The sequence below is a fragment of the Kangiella sp. M94 genome (assembly GCF_054926195.1).
Genome location: NZ_CM142903.1, coordinates 373,512 through 389,598, shown reverse-complemented (window position 1 = coordinate 389,598; position 16,087 = coordinate 373,512). Strand labels below are relative to the sequence as shown.

Below are 16,087 nucleotides of genomic sequence, written 5' to 3'. Positions count from 1 at the left end.
CTAGAACGCCAGTTCAGGTAAACTTTCTGGATCCAGTGGCCCCTCAGCCAACGCTTCAACATCCTGCTCAATCTTCTTGTGCCAATTCTCTTCATTCCAGATCTGGAAAGTTTTGCCTTGGCCGGCTAGAAGTAATTGTTTTTCCAATTGCGCGTATTCACGCAGGACAGGAGGCAGTAGAATACGTCCATTACCATCGATTTCATGCTCTGATGCATGACCGAGTAACATACGTTTAATACGGCGTTGGTTAGGGTCTGTGTTAGAAAAAGTGTCGAGCTTTGCTTCGAGTTGTTCCCAGTGGGGGAGCGGGAAAAGTAATAAACACGGGTCAAACAGGTCAATAGTCACCACAATTTGATTGGAGCAAACATCTTCAAAACGCGAGCGGTACTTCGCCGGAATGGCGATACGACCTTTCGCGTCCATATTGATTGCAGTTGCTCCACGGAACATGGCTCTATGTAAACCCCACTTTTGACTCGTTATGCTAAAACCGAAATTGCTACCCGGTTTTCAGCTGTTTTAAGCAAATTGGTCGTTGATCTTCACTGATCCTCTACGATCCACTTTGCGACACTTTTCTCCACTTCTCTACACTATATGAACTTTGCTTGAGTTTTGCAAGGCAAATTTGCATGGAAAATGTGAAAAATGTCCTTATTTGACAAACACTTAGCGAAGTTAGTCAGCACTAACAAACAAGCAGAAATAAACTGCTTATTTTTCAGAAAATTAGGTAGAGAAGTTAGAATTTACTTTAAGTTAGAGGGAGCTATTCACTAAATTGATGGTACTGAGGCTAAAAAATGTCTGGTTTCTTTCAATCTAAGGTTCAAAACTCTATTCATAAGCAGGGTGAAACCCACTTAATTAATATAACCTATTGATATATTGGAAATCCATGCTAGCCAGAAAGCCTGGTGTTCAATAGACTGGAGGGAATAAACACCAAACCCTACCAAGTATGAAGTACAACGAGATATTCGAAAAAATCGCTGCTGAGCTTAAAACTTATGACCAAATAGGTCAGGTAGCGACTTATATTCCAGCCTTGGCCAAGGCAAATCCCAATAAGTTTGGTATGTACCTGGTGACGGAAGAGGGACACAGCTACTTCCATGGAGATACCGACGAGACATTTTCCATTCAGAGTATATCCAAGGTTCTGTCACTGGTTTATGCATTTAAGCTAGTCGGGACCGATTTATGGAAGCGCGTTGGAGTAGAGCCCTCAGGCAGCCCCTTTAATTCTTTAGTGCAGCTTGAATACGAACAAGGCATCCCACGCAACCCGTTAATCAACGCCGGCGCCATAGTTATTTGCGATATCCTGATCAGCGAGTTGGCAAACCCTTATCAGGACTTCATCAAATTTCTGCGCTCACTGGCGGGTAACCCCGATATTGATTACTGCAAAACCACCGCAGAATCGGAAAAGGAATGCGGTTTTAAAAATAATGCCCACATCAATCTGATGAAATCCTATGGAAATATCGAAAACGACGCTGAAGAAGTATTGGATTTCTACTTTCATCTTTGCTCGATTGAAATGTCATGCAAAGATCTTGCCCAAACCTTTATGTTCCTCGCCAATGGAGGTAAAAACCCGCTCAACAACAAGAGAATAATAACCGCTCAGGAAACCAAACGTATCAATTCCATCATGCTGCTTTGTGGATTCTATGATGAGGCAGGCGAATTTGCCTTTAGAGTTGGGTTACCCGGTAAAAGCGGTGTCGGCGGCGGTATCGTAGCCATCTATCCAGACCAATACAGTATTGCAGTATGGAGCCCCGGACTAAATAGCAAAGGCAATTCAAGCAAGGGCATCAAAGCACTTGAGCTCTTTACTACTATTACTCAATCAAATGTTTTTGGCCCCTCGCCTATTTTTGATGAGCTGGAGTATGAGTAGTAAATGTCTTATACACTAGCTCTTTTATCTCAATGGTCTGGATCTAAATGAACTGGTTCTAAATGATCTGGGCCTCACCCAAAACCAGCTTACCAATACCAAAGCACCGAACAGAGTATAAGCAACGACAAACACCCATTGTGGGAATTGATAATACAGAAGGTTTTCCAGCCAGTGGGATATAAAGGTGTCTTGATAGCCAACCTCACCCGCCTTTTGCCTCAACGTGTTCTCCCAAATGGTCAAAGGGCAAATAGCACCAAACCACGATTGAATAACTACAAAACCAATCGCAATTAAGTGCAGCAGGCGAAACCATGGATTGCGCACCCATGACCATGAGCAAGCGCCACCAATTAGAATCAATATCAATCCCACTACTACAAACACTACGAATAACGCATGAGTGATAAGAATCAGATCGGCTAATAAAATGTAGAAGTCAGCAGAGTTCATAGAATCAGTATAACGCTAGCTGGTTGAATGCTGTAGCTTTGGAAAAGGAAAGCTCGGCAATAGAGGTAGGGGCAGGCCAATGTGCCTGCCCAGAAAGTTATTCAACTGAAAAGTATTATTTTAGTATTCTCCAACAATGACCGTAGGAAATACCTTTGACTATAAAGGTGATTCCAATAGCCCCTTAAAGTCACTGGATTATGAAATACATCCTGTATTTCACCCGTTGGGCCAGCAAAGCTGTTTAAAATCGTTCCCTACGATTTCATCCGCGGTTAGCGACCGAGGGAAGCACCTTTAGGTACCGCGGGATGACAACTTCAACCTAAGTTGATCGGAGTTAGTCCGGTAAGCCGCGTCTCTTGTGAAGAGTGCGTCTTGGACAGTCATTTCCTACGAATGACAAATACGTTTACTTTAAAGATTAAAACTCAAATGAAAAAAAAGCTGGCCGGTGAGCCGCGTCTCTTGTGAAAAGTGTGTCTTGGACAGTCATTTTGTACGAATGACAAATACGTTTACTTTAAAGATTAAAACTCAGATAAAAAAATAAGCTGGCCGGTAAGTCGCGGCTCTTGTGAAGAGTGCGTCTTGGACAGTCATTTCCTACGAATGACAAATACGTTTACTTTAAAGATTAAAACTCAGGTAAAAAAATTAAGCTGGCCGGTAAGCCGCGTCTCTTGTGAAGAGTGCGTCTTGGACAGTCATTTCCTACGAATGACAAATACGTTTACTTTAAAGATTAAAACTCAGGTAAAAAAATTAAGCTGGCCGGTAAGCCGCGTCTCTTGTGAAGAGTGCGTCTTGGACAGTCATTTCCTACGAATGACAAATACGTTTACTTTAAAGATTAAAACTCAGGTAAAAAAATTAAGCTGGCCGGTAAGCCGGATTCTGTCTTGGACAGTCATTCGTCTAGGCCATGGATCACTCTATGGCTCAAGCAACCTACCCGGTTCCAACGCGAGCCACGCCATACGGAACCCTATTTGGTCTTGCTTCGGGTGGGGTTTACCTCGCCACATACTGTTGCCAGCAGTGCGGTGCGCTCTTACCGCACCATTTCAACCTTACCTGTGAATCTTGCGATTCCATCGGCGGTATACTTTCTGTTGCACTTGCCGTCGGCTTGCGCCGCCCAGGCGTTACCTGGCACCCTGCTCTGTGAAGTCCGGACTTTCCTCTCCCCACCAAATGGTGAGCAGCGACTGTCTGGCCAGCTTGTGGGCAAGTTTAGTCTTCAACGGTGAAAAAGCAAGCAAAAATGCAAAAGGCAGGCTCATTGGCCTGCCCTTTCTACGCCTAGAACAATTCTGATTATTTAAACTGGCTTTCGATATTATCTTTAAACCAATCCTCGAACATACGCTTCTCGTAATAGAAGCCTTCATTTCTATACTGGGCAGGCGTTCTGATTCTGTCTAAAAACTTCATGTCTTTTAACAATTCCGAACCTTCCTTTAAAGTCTTTCCTTCGTCATTTATTAACTGGTAATCAAACTTCATTTTTGGGAAATAAAGCCTTTCAACCAATCGATACTCTTGAATGCCGCCATAACGAACATCACCAGCTAGATCGAGATCCGTGATTCGCATCTCGAACACAGCCCCTTCTGGAAGCTTCTCACCAAGCGCGATAAATGATTTGTCTAAGCTTGTCTTAACCCGCTTATAAAAAGCCGATTTAGTTTCTGTAGCAGGTCTCACGTCTATAAAATCATCAAACTCGCCCCAGCTTACTTTAACCTCACCGGCGAAAGCCATAAGTGGGAGCGTTAGTAGAGCGGCAACTGCTGATTTTAAAAATTTCATATATAACTCCAATTGCATTAATTTCATTTGGATGACTTTCTTACTTATATAGACTGAATTCATAGGTTAAAAGTGACATAAATCTCTATTAAGCTTTTTGCTCTAATGCCCACTGGTATAATACCTTTTTCTTCAAGCCCGACACTTGTGCGGCAATTTTGGCGGCTTTATTGGGCGGCAATTCCTGCAATAAGGCGGTCATCAGTTTTTCAGTAGCTAAATCCATTGCCTCCGGCTTCTCGCCGCAACCAGAAACCATTAGCACAAACTCACCTTTTTGCTGATCCAGGTCTGCAGCCACCTTTTCCACCAAATTAGAGACTCCGCCCGATAAAATAGTTTCAAACGTTTTAGTCAGTTCGCGAGCAATCACTAACTCTCTATCGCCCATGACTTCTTGAAGATCTTTTAAACAATCCAGAATCCTGTGTGATGACTCATAAAAAACCAAGGTTTCACTATGGTGCGACAAGTCATTAAAAACCTGCTTACGGCCCGATGACTTTGCGGGTAGAAAGCCCCAGAAACTAAAGCTATCAGTCGCCAAACCGGCAATGCTTAGCGCTGTAATGATGGCACTAGGCCCAGGAATCGGACTAATTCGATGCCCCTGCTGACGGAGCTCTCGCACTAGCTTAAACCCTGGATCACTAATCAGTGGCGTACCAGCATCCGATATCAAGGCAATGCTCTGTCCCTCTTGCAACCGCTTTGCGATCTGGTCTATCCGTGCAACCTCATTATGCTCATGCAAGGACATCATAGGAGTATCAATCTGGTAGTGCTGTACCAGACGCTGACTGTGACGCGTATCTTCGGCACAGATCAAATTAACCTCCTTGAGAGTACGAATGGCACGGGCGGAAATATCTTCAATATTGCCAATCGGCGTGGCAACCACAAATAAAGTGCCCAATTGTGCCGATGCGGTATCAGTTTGTGCGAAATTTGCCATAGCTTTTTTGCCTTGCTGCGCCTAAGCGCCTAAAATACCGGTAATTATTTGATGAGTATGGAATTATGACAAAAAAGCTTATGCATAAGAACCTCATATTAGTATTCTCGGCAATTTTCAGCGTATTGATGGTTTCGGCCTGTACAACAACGTCTAAGAAACCAGAATCACCGCTGACTGCTGACTACGACATGCAGCCTGCCGAATTCTACCTGCAACAAGCAGAAGCAGCTGAAGAGGCTGACAAAGCACCTTTTTTGTTGCAGGCAGCAAAAGCACATGTGCAAAGAGAACAGTTTGCCGAGGCCTACGAAATACTAAATAGTTTTTATCCGACCCAGCTGCCGGTTGAACTACGATCGGAATGGTATTTGCTGGTAGGGGAAGTTGCCCTGACACAAGAACAACCCTTCGACTCAATACGCGCACTGCAAACTATTCGTAATCCAGAAGAATTCAGTATTGAATGGCAATCCCATTATTACCGATTATTGGCCGATAGCCTGGCCGCCAACCAGCGCCACGCCGATGCAGCTATGACACGCATTGAAGCAATGCACTTATTTACTGACCCAAGTTTACGCGAAGAGCAGGAGCGTAAAGTCTGGATAGAACTAATGACTTCACCGACCGGTGCGCTAGAAATTACGCGAAATCGAGCTACTGAACATGATGAGCTTGGCTGGCTGGATATGGCAATTATTCAACAGCAGTTCAGCGGTAATCCAGCGGCACTTTCCGAGGCCATGCAAGAGTGGAATATCCTTTACCCAAACCACCCAGCCCTATACTACATAGATATTGAGGTCCAGCGTGAAACCGTTATGGTTGATTTTGGTGCGCCAACTAAAATTGGCCTATTCTTACCTACCAGTGGCCGTTTAGAAACGGTTGGTAAGGTGATTCTCGATGGCTTCATGACATCCTTTTACGATACCCAGATGATGGGCAGCGAAAAACCTGAAGTTGTCATTTACGATACCGCTAAAGAACCTATCGAATTGCTGTACCAACAAGCTCTTGCAGATGGCGTTGAGTTTATCATTGGCCCTTTACTGAAAAATAAGGCAGACGACATAGCTCAATTCCAGAAACTTCCCATTCCTACTCTGATACTTAATCGACTCGATGATGCCTACACTCCAGCAGGTATGTTTCAGTTTGGTTTACCGATAGAAGATGAAGCAGAACAGGTTGCACGTTACGCTATCGATAAAGGCCAAACTCGTGCCTTTATTATTAACGCGGAAAAAACCGTCGGTCAGCGTGCAGTAGAAACATTTAGCGATATATTTCAACGCTTAGGAGGTACCATCGTCCGAACAGCTGATTTATCTCGTACGCCTGATCCTAAAGTTGCCGTAATGCAAATGTTAGGCGCTGACCAAGCGGAAAAACGCAAGCGTGAACTGCAGAATTTATTGAATCTCCCCATTGAATCATCAAGCCAAATTTCAACAACGGCAGATTTCATTTTTATGATTGCCGAAACGAAAGAAGCTCGCACCATTAAGCCTTATTTAAATTACTACTACGCATACAACCTGCCAGTGTATGCAACATCAACTTTATACAATGGTAATAATAATCGCGAAAATGATCTTAACGGCATTCAGTTTCTTGATGCGCCATGGATGATCCCGCAGAATAATGAGCAGGCTACTAACAAGCAAAAGATTGTGCGCATGTTTCCGGCAGCAAACGGAACCTTGGGACGTTTTTTTGCTTTGGGCTATGACTCTTTCTTGTTGATCCCGGAAATCCCTCAGTTGTCCGCACTCTCAGACTATACTGTTGAGGGCTTGTCAGGTGAACTTTCCCTGGATTACTACGGCCGCATTATTCGCAAGTTAGCTTGGGCAAAGTATGAAAGAGGGTATTGGGTACCTGTCACCCCTTAATACTACGATTTACAGATCAACAAAGAATTGTGTGATTAATGAGTACAAGACAACGCGGTGAAAAAGTTGAACTCTTTGCTGAGAACCATCTCAAACAACAGGGATTAAAGTTAATTGAGAAGAATTACAATTCTCGATACGGTGAGATTGACTTAATCATGATGGAACACAGGACATTGGTATTTTGCGAAGTACGTTTTCGAGCAAACACCAGTTATGGCAGTGGCGCAGAAACGGTCAACCTTAAAAAACAGCAGAAGATCATCAAGACCGCACAGCTGTATCTGCAAGCCCATAAAAAAATGCAACAACACGATTGTCGTTTTGATGTTGTTTCCGTAACATTAGCAGCACAAGAGCCATTGATTGAATGGCATAAAAATGCTTTTCAGGCTTCACCCTGGTAAGTATAAAATTACCGACTCGATTAGGTAGATTATGATAGAACGTATTCGTGATATTTTTACAGAAAGTATTCAAACTAAAATTGCTGCTGCAGATGCGCTTCCTGAGTCAATCGACAAGGCGGGTCAAATTCTGGTTAATAGTCTACTCAATGGCCATAAAGTTTTGAGTTGTGGTAATGGAGGTTCTGCCGGTGATGCACAGCACTTTTCCTCTGAGATGCTTAATCGTTTTGAGCGTGAACGTCCAAGTTTGCCAGCCATAGCATTAACCACCGATACAGGTACCTTAACCTCCATCTCTAATGACTATAGCTATAATGATGTTTTTGCCAAGCAGCTGCGCGCTCTTGGTCAACCCGGCGATGTATTGCTGGCTATTTCCACCAGCGGTAATTCACGAAATGTGATTAATGCCATGGAAACTGCGCTCAGTAAAGATATGCTAATCGTCGCGCTAACTGGTAAAGACGGTGGCGAAATGGCCGGCCTGATTGGCCCTAATGATATTGAAATTCGCGTTCCATCAAACTCAACAGCCCGTATTCAAGAGGTACACCTGGTCATCATTCATGCCCTATGTGACTTCATCGATAACAGTTTATTCGGCACAGAGGCTTAGAAATGTTTACGAAACAATTACTCCGTTTACTTATATTACTGCCCGTCCTTATGATTGGGCTATCCGCTTGCACTACATTTGGTACCGCTTCCACAGATCAAAGTATCCAATGGCAAGCTAAAGACTTAATTCAACCTATCACTGAAAAACATCAACCTGCTGCTGTGGATGTAGTTAGCCATAACCTATATGTTCTGGTTTATGGGCAATTGCCGTCTCAAGCAGCTATTGATGAGGTCTCTCTTGCCATAAAAGACATCCCTCGCATGAAAAAAGCATTTAACGAAGTGCGTGTCGGTAACCCTGAAGAGGTTAGCACTGCTTCTGATGTTTGGATTACTACCAAAGTCAAATCTAGCTTAGCCGCTGAGAAAGGCCTGGACTCAAATCGCATTAAAGTTATTACAGAAGATAAAGAAGTTTTCTTAATGGGTATGGTCACTCGTGAAGAAGGTGACAAAGCTGCTCTTGTCGCCCGTAATATTTCTGGTGTCGATAGAGTTGTGAAGATTTTTGAGTATATCGACTGATAGTAATCAATATATTCAGAATAGAAAAAGGCGAGTCTAGACTCGCCTTTGTATTTGGTTGATAAACTAATCTGCTATATCTCAAGTCAATTTTAGCTTTAAACTTTACTTAACCACTTTTAATTTGGGCTTACCCTTGGGTGGTTTAGGTGGCTCATCATCAGGTCCGTCATCATCCTGGCCTTTTGTTTCCGCAGGGCCTATAGAGTCCGACGTTGTTTCCATATCATCAGCGCCATACATATTGGCTGAAAACATAATACCTTGATCATTTTCTCTGGCATAAATAGCAATGATCGAACCCGTCGGTATATAAAGACTAAGTGAGCGTCCTGAAAACCTGGCATTAAAACTTACATAGTCATGATTAAGCTCAAAATTTGCTACTGCCGTGGGAGCGATATTTAATACAATTTTGCCATCGTTAGCAAACTGCAAGGGCACGTCAACCTGCGGATGGGAAGCATCCACCAGAATCTGTGGAGTCCACTCGTTATCGAGTATCCACTCATAATAAGCGATTAATAAATAGGGTTGTAATGGCGAACTACCCGCCATTACATCAGACCCATTTTGATTTCGCGCTCTTCCTCAGTCAGGCTGACTTTAAATGATTCGCGCTCAAAAATACGCTCCATATAATCATGGATTGCTTTACTACCACGCCCTGAGATCTCGATGCCTAATTGCTCTGCTCGCCATAACAATGGTGCAATAACGCAATCAACCAATGAGAATTCATCGCTCATAAAGTAAGGGTTACTCGCAAATACCGGTGCAAGAGCCATGATACTTTCCTGTAATTCCTTACGGGCTTTTTTAGCTTTTACTTCGGTACCGTTAACGATAATTTCATACTGGCTGTACCATTCTTTTTGAATGCGATGCATCATCAAACGACTACGGCCACGAGTCACCGGATAAACCGGCATCAATGGCGGATGCGGGAATCGCTCATCTAGATACTCCATGACAATGCTTGCTTCGTACAATACCAAGTCACGATCGATTAATGTTGGAACGGAGCCATACGGATTCAAATCTAATAAATCCTCAGGAACATTGTCAGAGGTCACTTCGACCACTTCATAATTTACCCCTTTCTCCGCTAACACGATACGAGCCTGATGGCTGTATACATCGTTACCAGAAAAAAGTGTCATAACTGAACGTTTGGCAACTACTGCCATACTGTTTTCTCCTGCAAACAACAAGAAAGCCTCAGCCAAGATAGGCTAAGGCTTGGGATGCTAATTAATGTACGTCTTTCCAGAATTCTTTCTTCAAGAAATACGCAAATATCAGTAGCACTAATAAGAACAACAAGACCCAGACACCCATGCGCTTACTTTCCAGTTTTACTGGATTAGCTGTATAAGCCATAAACGCAGTCAGATCACGAATACTTTCATCATATTCTTCTGGAGTCATTTGCCCTTCTTTAATCTGAACAAACATTTTTCCTTCGGCAGCCAGCTTAGCCATTGCCGCTTCTGCTTCGTGCTGCTTTTCTTCTGCTTTAGCTTTTGCTTCATCACTAGCTTCAGAATCATTTAGCACAGCTTTGGCCTGAGCAATTTGCTCTTCAACAGACAATAGCTCGTCGCTTTTTGCCTGTAAGCCTTGCAAGTCAGCAAGAATATGCGGCATACCTACCGATGGGAATACTGTATTGTTCACACCAAATGGACGCGATGGATCCACGTAGAAAGAACGCAAATAATTGTAAACCCAGTCTTCACCACGAACACGTGCTGCTAGCGTTAAATCCAGTGGATTTACACCAAAATATTTCTTCTCCGCTTGCACAGGGTCCATGGCTTTATCTAGTGTGTCACCAATTCGCTGTTCACCTAAGACAAGGTTATCCATGACCTGCTCTTCGGTTAACTCTAAGTCCTGAGCAATACGCGAGTAACGCACGTATTCCATCGAATGACAACCTAAGCAATAGTTAACGTATAACTTGGCACCATTCTGCAATGATGTTTTATCCGACAAATCAATGTTTGCCGGATCATTTGGATAGGTTGTACCACCACCTGCAGCGAATACAGATACAGGTAGCAGGAATAAAATAGCTGTCATTAACTTTTTCATTTGTCTGTTACCCTCTCTGGTACTGGTTTAGTTTTCTCGAACATGGGCAAGAACCACAAGGCGATAAAGAAGAAGAAGTAATAGACCGTACAAATTCGACCTAGCCACTTAGTAAAGTCTGTTACAGGAACAACACCCAAAATTCCCAGGATGATGAACGATATTACAAACAAGGCTAAAAGGATTTTGTAAGAAGCACCACGGTAACGGATAGACTTCACTTTTTGACGATCAAGCCAAGGCAATAGGAACAATATAACGATTGCCAATGCCATTACGATAAAGCCACCAAAAGGATCCGGAACAGCACGCAACATGGTATAGAATGGCGTGAAATACCAAACTGGAGCAATATGCGGTGGTGTTTTCAGCGGATTAGCTGGTTCAAAATTCGGGCGCTCAAGGAAATAGCCGCCGAAATCAGGAGCAAAGAAGACCACACCTAAGAAGATCATCAAGAACACCACCACACCCACAATGTCTTTCACTGTGTAGTATGGGTGGAATGGGATACCGTCCAGCGGAATACCATTTTCATCTTTTTTCTCTTTGATTTCTACGCCATCTGGGTTGTTTGAGCCCACTTTATGCAACGCAACTATGTGCAAGAAGACCATAGCCACCAACGCTAATGGCACTGCAACAACGTGTAATGCAAAGAAGCGATTCAAAGTAGCTAATGACAAAGTAAAGTCACCACGAATCCACTCTACCAAGTCTGGGCCGACAACTGGAATGGTACCAAACAGGTTAACAATCACCTGAGCTCCCCAAAATGACATTTGTCCCCATGGTAGCAAGTAGCCCATAAAGGCTTCTGCCATCAATAGTACAAAAATGATCATGCCGAAGATCCAGATCAACTCGCGAGGCTTCTTGAACGAACCGTACATAATGCCACGGAACATATGTAGATAAACAACTACAAAGAAAGCAGAGGCGCCAGTAGAATGGAGGTAACGAAGGAGCCAACCATATTCAACATCACGCATGATGTATTCTACAGAAGCGAATGGTTCACTTGGGCTGTAGAACATGGTCAACCAGATACCGGTTAGCAACTGATTAACAAGAACCAGCATTGCTAGAGAGCCAAAGAAATACCAGAAGTTGAAATTCTTCGGTGCGTAATATTCTGCTAAATGCTCATTCCACACTTTAGTTGCTGGGAAACGGGCATCAAACCAAGTCATAAAATTCTTAAACATTAGGCACCTCCCTCTTCACCAATCACAATCACTTTGGTTGCTGTGTCTATGGTATAAGGGGGAACTTCTAAGTTAGCATTAGCCGGAACACCGCTATAAACACGGCCAGCCAGGTCAAACTTAGAGCCATGACATGGGCAGTAGTAACCACCTAACCAACCACCTTCTAAAGAACCCGCATCAGCGAATAATTTAGGCGAGCAACCTAAGTGAGTACAAATACCGACCGCGACAAAAATATCGGGTTCAATAGAGCGATATTCGTTCTTACAATACTCCGGTTGCTGAGGTTCGGTTGATTCTGGATCGGCTACAAGCTCTTCACTTTTAGTGATGCTTTGCAACATTTTCTCATCGCGACGCATAACCCATACAGGCTTACCGCGCCACTCAACTGTGATTTGCTGCCCTATCTCTAGTTTGGTGTAGTCATACGAAACTGGAGCACCCGCAGATTGCGCCTTTGCGCTTGGTGCCCAGGAACGAACAAAAGGCACTGCCGCACCAATCACACCAACCGCACCTACTACAGAAGTAGCACCGATTAGCAGATTTCTGCGTCCTTTGTTGACGCCCTGATTACTCATTCGTTTAGTCTCCCCACGAAAAAAATAACACCATCCACCAATGGATAGTGTTGGAAAATCATGATTAAAAACGATCCTGCAATGAAGCCAGTCTTATCAATAACCTGATAAAACACTTATCCGCACTTCTACGGCAGAATACTGCGCAGGGATCATATAGGAAATCACTAACAATAACAATGTGGTCAGACCAGCAAGCCACTTGTAACTAATTGAAAGTTGAAAAATTTCAGAGAATGACAGACAAAAAAACACCCGCGAGGTGCGGGTGTAAAGAATGCCAGAGTTCCTCTCCGGCAATTTTGCTTCGAAACTTAACGTTTCGAGAATTGAGGGCGCTTACGAGCTTTATGTAGACCCACTTTCTTACGCTCAACTGCACGAGCGTCACGGGTAACAAAGCCAGCTTTACGCAATGAAGCACGTAATTCTTCGTCGTACTCCATCAATGCACGTGTGATACCGTGACGAATTGCACCGGCTTGACCAGTGCCACCGCCGCCAGAGACAGTTACGTACACATCAAACTTTTCAAGAGTTTCAGTTAACTCTAGTGGTTGACGAACCACCATGCGTGATGTTTCACGACCAAAATACTCGTCAAGACTACGCTGGTTAACAGTAATCGCACCATTCCCAGGACGCAGGAAAACGCGAGCTGTAGAGCTTTTACGACGACCTGTTCCGTAATATTGTTCAGCCATTGTTCTCACCTTAGATTTCTAATGGGATTGGTTGCTGAGCTGTATGGGTATGCTCAGTACCAGCGTAAACTTTCAACTTGCGGAACATAGCACGTCCAAGAGGATTCTTTGGAAGCATGCCTTTAACCGCTTTCTCGATGATCATTTCAGGTTTAGAGGCCTGTAACTTCTCGAAGTTGGTTTCTTTAATACCGCCCGGATACCCAGAATGACGGTAGTACATTTTGTCCTGCGCCTTGTTACCAGTCACAGTTACTTTCTCAGCGTTAATAACGATGATGTAATCACCTGTATCAACATGAGGTGTATATTCTGCTTTGTGTTTGCCTTTTAAACGGCGAGCAATCTCAGTCGCCAGGCGACCTAACGTTTTGCCGCTAGCGTCGACTACAAACCAGTCACGCTTAACAGTTTCAGGCTTTGCACTGTATGTTTTCATATTCTTTAAGCTCCAAAAAGCCATTTGCACCCGCAATAGGTTGCCGATCACGGCCCTAAAAAAGAGAGCGCGAATTCTACAGAAATCCCCTCTATAAAACAAGAGGCGACACCAGGATTTTCAAAAATTATCAAATGTCTCGGCCAAATAAATGAATTTTAAGTAAAATCCTGCGAAAAAGACTTTATTTACGGGGCTTTTAGCGCTATAAAAAGCGCTGATGGGGAGTCAATTTTGCAACACTCGCCAAGACGACACCTATTTTAACAGTCAACTAACATAAGAGGCAAAGGAAAAATGGCAGATAATAAAGCCCGCAAGATTACAGCGGTTCAAGAAAAGTTCACAAAAACTCAAATCCTTAACGAAATTTCAGCACAAACAGGCCTAACCAAGAAAGACGTTTCAGCTGTCATTGACGAGCTTGGTGTGGTAATTGAGCGACATGTCAAAAAGCGTGCAGTTGGTGAATTCACCTTACCTGGCCTATTGAAAATCAGCACCGTTAAGAAGCCAGCGGTTAAAGCTCGTAAAGGAATTAACCCATTCACTGGCGAAGAAACTATGTTCAAAGCCAAACCCGCAAGCATAGCGGTTAAAGTTCGCCCACTGAAAAAATTAAAGGATATGGTTAAGTAATTGCTAACCACTTTTTGATCTTAAAAGCCGACAACAATGTCGGCTTTTTATTAACATAACAAAATCAAAAATGTCCCGAATTAATATACCCGAGCCCACAAAGCATCGTATAGTAAAGCATCAATTTGCCAGCAAATATGGTCCTTTAGTAAAAACTACCTTTGCCGTGCTAGGTTTATTTTTTGCAGCCTTTCTTCCCTATTTGATATATGCAATCTTTACCGGACAGACCGTTGATGAGTTCCAACCCCATGAGGCAATTCTATTTTCTATCATTATATTGGTATTGATGTTTTGGATTGTTATATCGACCTTTAAGGCAGCTTTCTACCGATACACTGTTACGATCGATAAGAAGTTCGGCTTGATAATCCATGAAAGGTCTTTCTTGCTCTGGTCTAAAACTAATGTCTATCATTTTAGGGACATTCAGTACCTTGTTACCTCTGACAGAAAATATGTTAATAAATTTGTAGCCATCAATGTCACCTACGGTGGTCGTCAAAATAAAACTCACGTTTACTACCTCTACCTGAAACCTCATGGTAGAAAGCCCATTCTTTTCCAGGAAAGCACAGCTTGGCCTAAAATAAAGCAAAAAGGGAAAGATTTAGCGAAACTAATGGGATGCAGGACTTATACCTCTCCACCTGGCAGTTTCCTGAGAGGTTATTGGTAATAATCACTTACTGAGTCAGCGATTTTAAGCCAAATGCTCTTTCGCGAGGTACTCCTTGCTTTGCATCTCCTGCAACCGACTGACAGTTCTTTCGAACTCGAAGGCCAAGCCTTTTCCAATATATACTTCTTCCAAAGCCACTTCCGCAGACAAGATCAGCTTGACATGTCGCTCATAAAATTCGTCCACCAACGCAATAAATCGTCGAGCCGCATCATTAACTGCATCGGTAAGTTGAGGGATTTTACTGATAAATACCGTATGATAATTGCGTGATAGTTCTATATAGTCATTTGCTGATCGTTCCGTTTTACAGATAGCATCAAAAGTAAACCAGACGACATTATCAGACAAACGCACCGCATCAATTAAACGCCCCTCTACTTTGAGCTTGCAATGCTCCTGACCCTCCTCACCTGATAACTGGAAGAAATACTGCCGCATATTCTTATCGGCAGACTCATCCAGCGGATAATGGTAGATTTCAGCCTTTTCCAAAGTTCGCATCCTGTAATCAGTGCCACCATCTACATTTAACACCCGACAATGTTGCTGAATCAATTCAATCGCCGGCAAAAAGCGTTCGCGTTGCAGACCATTCCAATACAACCGCTCAGGAGGAATATTGGATGTTGCCACCAGCACGATATTGCGTTCAAACAGTTCTTTAAATAAGCCTCCCAGAATCATCGCATCGGTAATGTCAGTGACGAAAAACTCGTCAAAACAAATGACTCGAGCACGCTGGGACAACTGATCGGCAATTTTAACCAAAGGATTTTTCTCACCGGCCAAGACTTTGAGTTCGTGGTGAACTTCATGCATAAAACGGTGAAAATGGAGGCGGATTTTGCCTTTAATTGGCAAACAGTTGAAGAAGGTATCCATCAACCAGGTCTTGCCGCGACCAACACCGCCCCACATATAGAGGCCTTGCACCGGCTCAAGGTCGGAAGATAGCCAGCGTTTGATCACATCCATAAAGCCACTACTGGGCCGGCTATTTAAAAGCTCATCGTAAACTTGCTGTAACGCTGCGACGGCTTCGGCTTGCGCGGGGTCTTTAGAAAAGCCGCTAGCTAAATCCTGCTCATATTTTTGTTGGGGTGTTAAATCGATTGCACGCATAG

Annotated in this window: 19 protein-coding genes and 1 other RNA gene; 7 read left to right on the top strand and 13 right to left on the bottom strand. The window is 43.4% G+C overall.

Annotated elements, in window-relative coordinates; genetic code table 11:
• Positions 1-456 (bottom strand): division/cell wall cluster transcriptional repressor MraZ, encoded by a 456-nt coding sequence (gene mraZ, locus ACYTXU_RS01965; RefSeq protein WP_018625348.1) that lies wholly within the window; start codon positions 454-456, stop codon positions 1-3.
• A gap of 511 nt (positions 457-967) precedes the next feature.
• Between mraZ and ACYTXU_RS01960 the strand changes: the two genes are divergently transcribed.
• Positions 968-1,918, top strand: a complete 951-nt coding sequence (locus tag ACYTXU_RS01960) for a glutaminase (RefSeq protein ID WP_462207954.1) — start codon at positions 968-970, stop codon at positions 1,916-1,918.
• A 24-nt stretch (positions 1,919-1,942) separates the two neighbouring features.
• On the opposite strand, the gene ACYTXU_RS01955 is transcribed toward ACYTXU_RS01960, so the two are convergent.
• The 4 genes from ACYTXU_RS01955 to rsmI all read right to left on the bottom strand — a co-directional run bounded on the left by ACYTXU_RS01955 (position 1,943) and on the right by rsmI (position 5,144).
• Complete coding sequence (locus ACYTXU_RS01955) at positions 1,943-2,374, bottom strand: DUF2784 domain-containing protein (protein ID WP_462207952.1); 432 nt, start codon at positions 2,372-2,374, stop codon at positions 1,943-1,945.
• Positions 2,375-3,244: 870 nt separating this feature from the next.
• Positions 3,245-3,601: RNase P RNA component class A (gene rnpB, locus ACYTXU_RS01950), an RNA gene on the bottom strand.
• 93 nt (positions 3,602-3,694) lie between these two features.
• The gene (locus ACYTXU_RS01945) at positions 3,695-4,189 is read right to left on the bottom strand and encodes a DUF3016 domain-containing protein (protein WP_462207950.1); all 495 of its coding nucleotides are present in this window, start codon (positions 4,187-4,189) and stop codon (positions 3,695-3,697) included.
• Between the two features lie 88 nt (positions 4,190-4,277).
• Positions 4,278-5,144, bottom strand: a complete 867-nt coding sequence (rsmI, locus tag ACYTXU_RS01940; RefSeq protein ID WP_462207948.1) for a 16S rRNA (cytidine(1402)-2'-O)-methyltransferase — start codon at positions 5,142-5,144, stop codon at positions 4,278-4,280.
• 65 nt (positions 5,145-5,209) lie between these two features.
• Here rsmI and ACYTXU_RS01935 point away from each other — a divergent pair, with 65 nt between their 5' ends.
• From ACYTXU_RS01935 to ACYTXU_RS01920, 4 genes are read left to right on the top strand one after another with little or no spacing between them, the layout of a single operon-like run.
• Positions 5,210-7,045, top strand: coding sequence for a penicillin-binding protein activator (locus ACYTXU_RS01935; RefSeq protein WP_462207947.1), 1,836 nt, complete (start codon positions 5,210-5,212; stop codon positions 7,043-7,045).
• Positions 7,046-7,083: 38 nt separating this feature from the next.
• Positions 7,084-7,452, top strand: a complete 369-nt coding sequence (locus tag ACYTXU_RS01930) for a YraN family protein (protein ID WP_462207946.1) — start codon at positions 7,084-7,086, stop codon at positions 7,450-7,452.
• A gap of 31 nt (positions 7,453-7,483) precedes the next feature.
• A complete protein-coding gene (locus tag ACYTXU_RS01925; RefSeq protein WP_462207944.1) occupies positions 7,484-8,071 on the top strand; it encodes a phosphoheptose isomerase in 588 nt (195 codons plus the stop codon).
• A gap of 2 nt (positions 8,072-8,073) precedes the next feature.
• On the top strand, positions 8,074-8,601 hold the full coding sequence (locus ACYTXU_RS01920) for a BON domain-containing protein (RefSeq protein ID WP_462207942.1): 528 nt from the start codon (positions 8,074-8,076) through the stop codon (positions 8,599-8,601).
• Positions 8,602-8,706: 105 nt separating this feature from the next.
• On the opposite strand, the gene ACYTXU_RS01915 is transcribed toward ACYTXU_RS01920, so the two are convergent.
• The 7 genes from ACYTXU_RS01915 to rplM form a co-directional block, all read right to left on the bottom strand.
• Positions 8,707-9,159, bottom strand: coding sequence for a ClpXP protease specificity-enhancing factor (locus tag ACYTXU_RS01915; RefSeq protein WP_462207940.1), 453 nt, complete (start codon positions 9,157-9,159; stop codon positions 8,707-8,709).
• Positions 9,159-9,791, bottom strand: a complete 633-nt coding sequence (gene sspA, locus ACYTXU_RS01910) for a stringent starvation protein SspA (RefSeq protein ID WP_462207939.1) — start codon at positions 9,789-9,791, stop codon at positions 9,159-9,161. Before sspA ends, ACYTXU_RS01915 begins: the two co-directional genes overlap by 1 nt.
• 64 nt (positions 9,792-9,855) lie before the next feature.
• Complete coding sequence (locus tag ACYTXU_RS01905; protein WP_462207938.1) at positions 9,856-10,701, bottom strand: cytochrome c1; 846 nt, start codon at positions 10,699-10,701, stop codon at positions 9,856-9,858.
• On the bottom strand, positions 10,698-11,909 hold the full coding sequence (locus tag ACYTXU_RS01900; RefSeq protein WP_462207936.1) for a cytochrome b: 1,212 nt from the start codon (positions 11,907-11,909) through the stop codon (positions 10,698-10,700). The genes ACYTXU_RS01905 and ACYTXU_RS01900 overlap by 4 nt, the downstream gene beginning before the upstream one ends.
• Positions 11,909-12,496 (bottom strand): ubiquinol-cytochrome c reductase iron-sulfur subunit, encoded by a 588-nt coding sequence (gene petA / locus ACYTXU_RS01895; RefSeq protein WP_462207935.1) that lies wholly within the window; start codon positions 12,494-12,496, stop codon positions 11,909-11,911. Before petA ends, ACYTXU_RS01900 begins: the two co-directional genes overlap by 1 nt.
• 314 nt (positions 12,497-12,810) lie before the next feature.
• On the bottom strand, positions 12,811-13,200 hold the full coding sequence (gene rpsI / locus ACYTXU_RS01890; RefSeq protein ID WP_462207934.1) for a 30S ribosomal protein S9: 390 nt from the start codon (positions 13,198-13,200) through the stop codon (positions 12,811-12,813).
• 10 nt (positions 13,201-13,210) lie between these two features.
• Positions 13,211-13,639, bottom strand: a complete 429-nt coding sequence (rplM, locus tag ACYTXU_RS01885) for a 50S ribosomal protein L13 (protein WP_462207933.1) — start codon at positions 13,637-13,639, stop codon at positions 13,211-13,213.
• A gap of 297 nt (positions 13,640-13,936) precedes the next feature.
• Between rplM and ACYTXU_RS01880 the strand changes: the two genes are divergently transcribed.
• Positions 13,937-14,278 carry an HU family DNA-binding protein gene (locus tag ACYTXU_RS01880; protein ID WP_462207931.1) on the top strand — a complete coding sequence of 114 codons (342 nt, stop codon included), beginning with the start codon at positions 13,937-13,939 and terminating at the stop codon, positions 14,276-14,278.
• Between the two features lie 70 nt (positions 14,279-14,348).
• A complete protein-coding gene (locus ACYTXU_RS01875) occupies positions 14,349-14,957 on the top strand; it encodes a hypothetical protein (RefSeq protein ID WP_462207930.1) in 609 nt (202 codons plus the stop codon).
• A gap of 24 nt (positions 14,958-14,981) precedes the next feature.
• On the opposite strand, the gene zapE is transcribed toward ACYTXU_RS01875, so the two are convergent.
• Positions 14,982-16,085, bottom strand: coding sequence for a cell division protein ZapE (gene zapE / locus ACYTXU_RS01870; protein WP_462207928.1), 1,104 nt, complete (start codon positions 16,083-16,085; stop codon positions 14,982-14,984).
• Positions 16,086-16,087 lie beyond the last annotated feature (2 nt).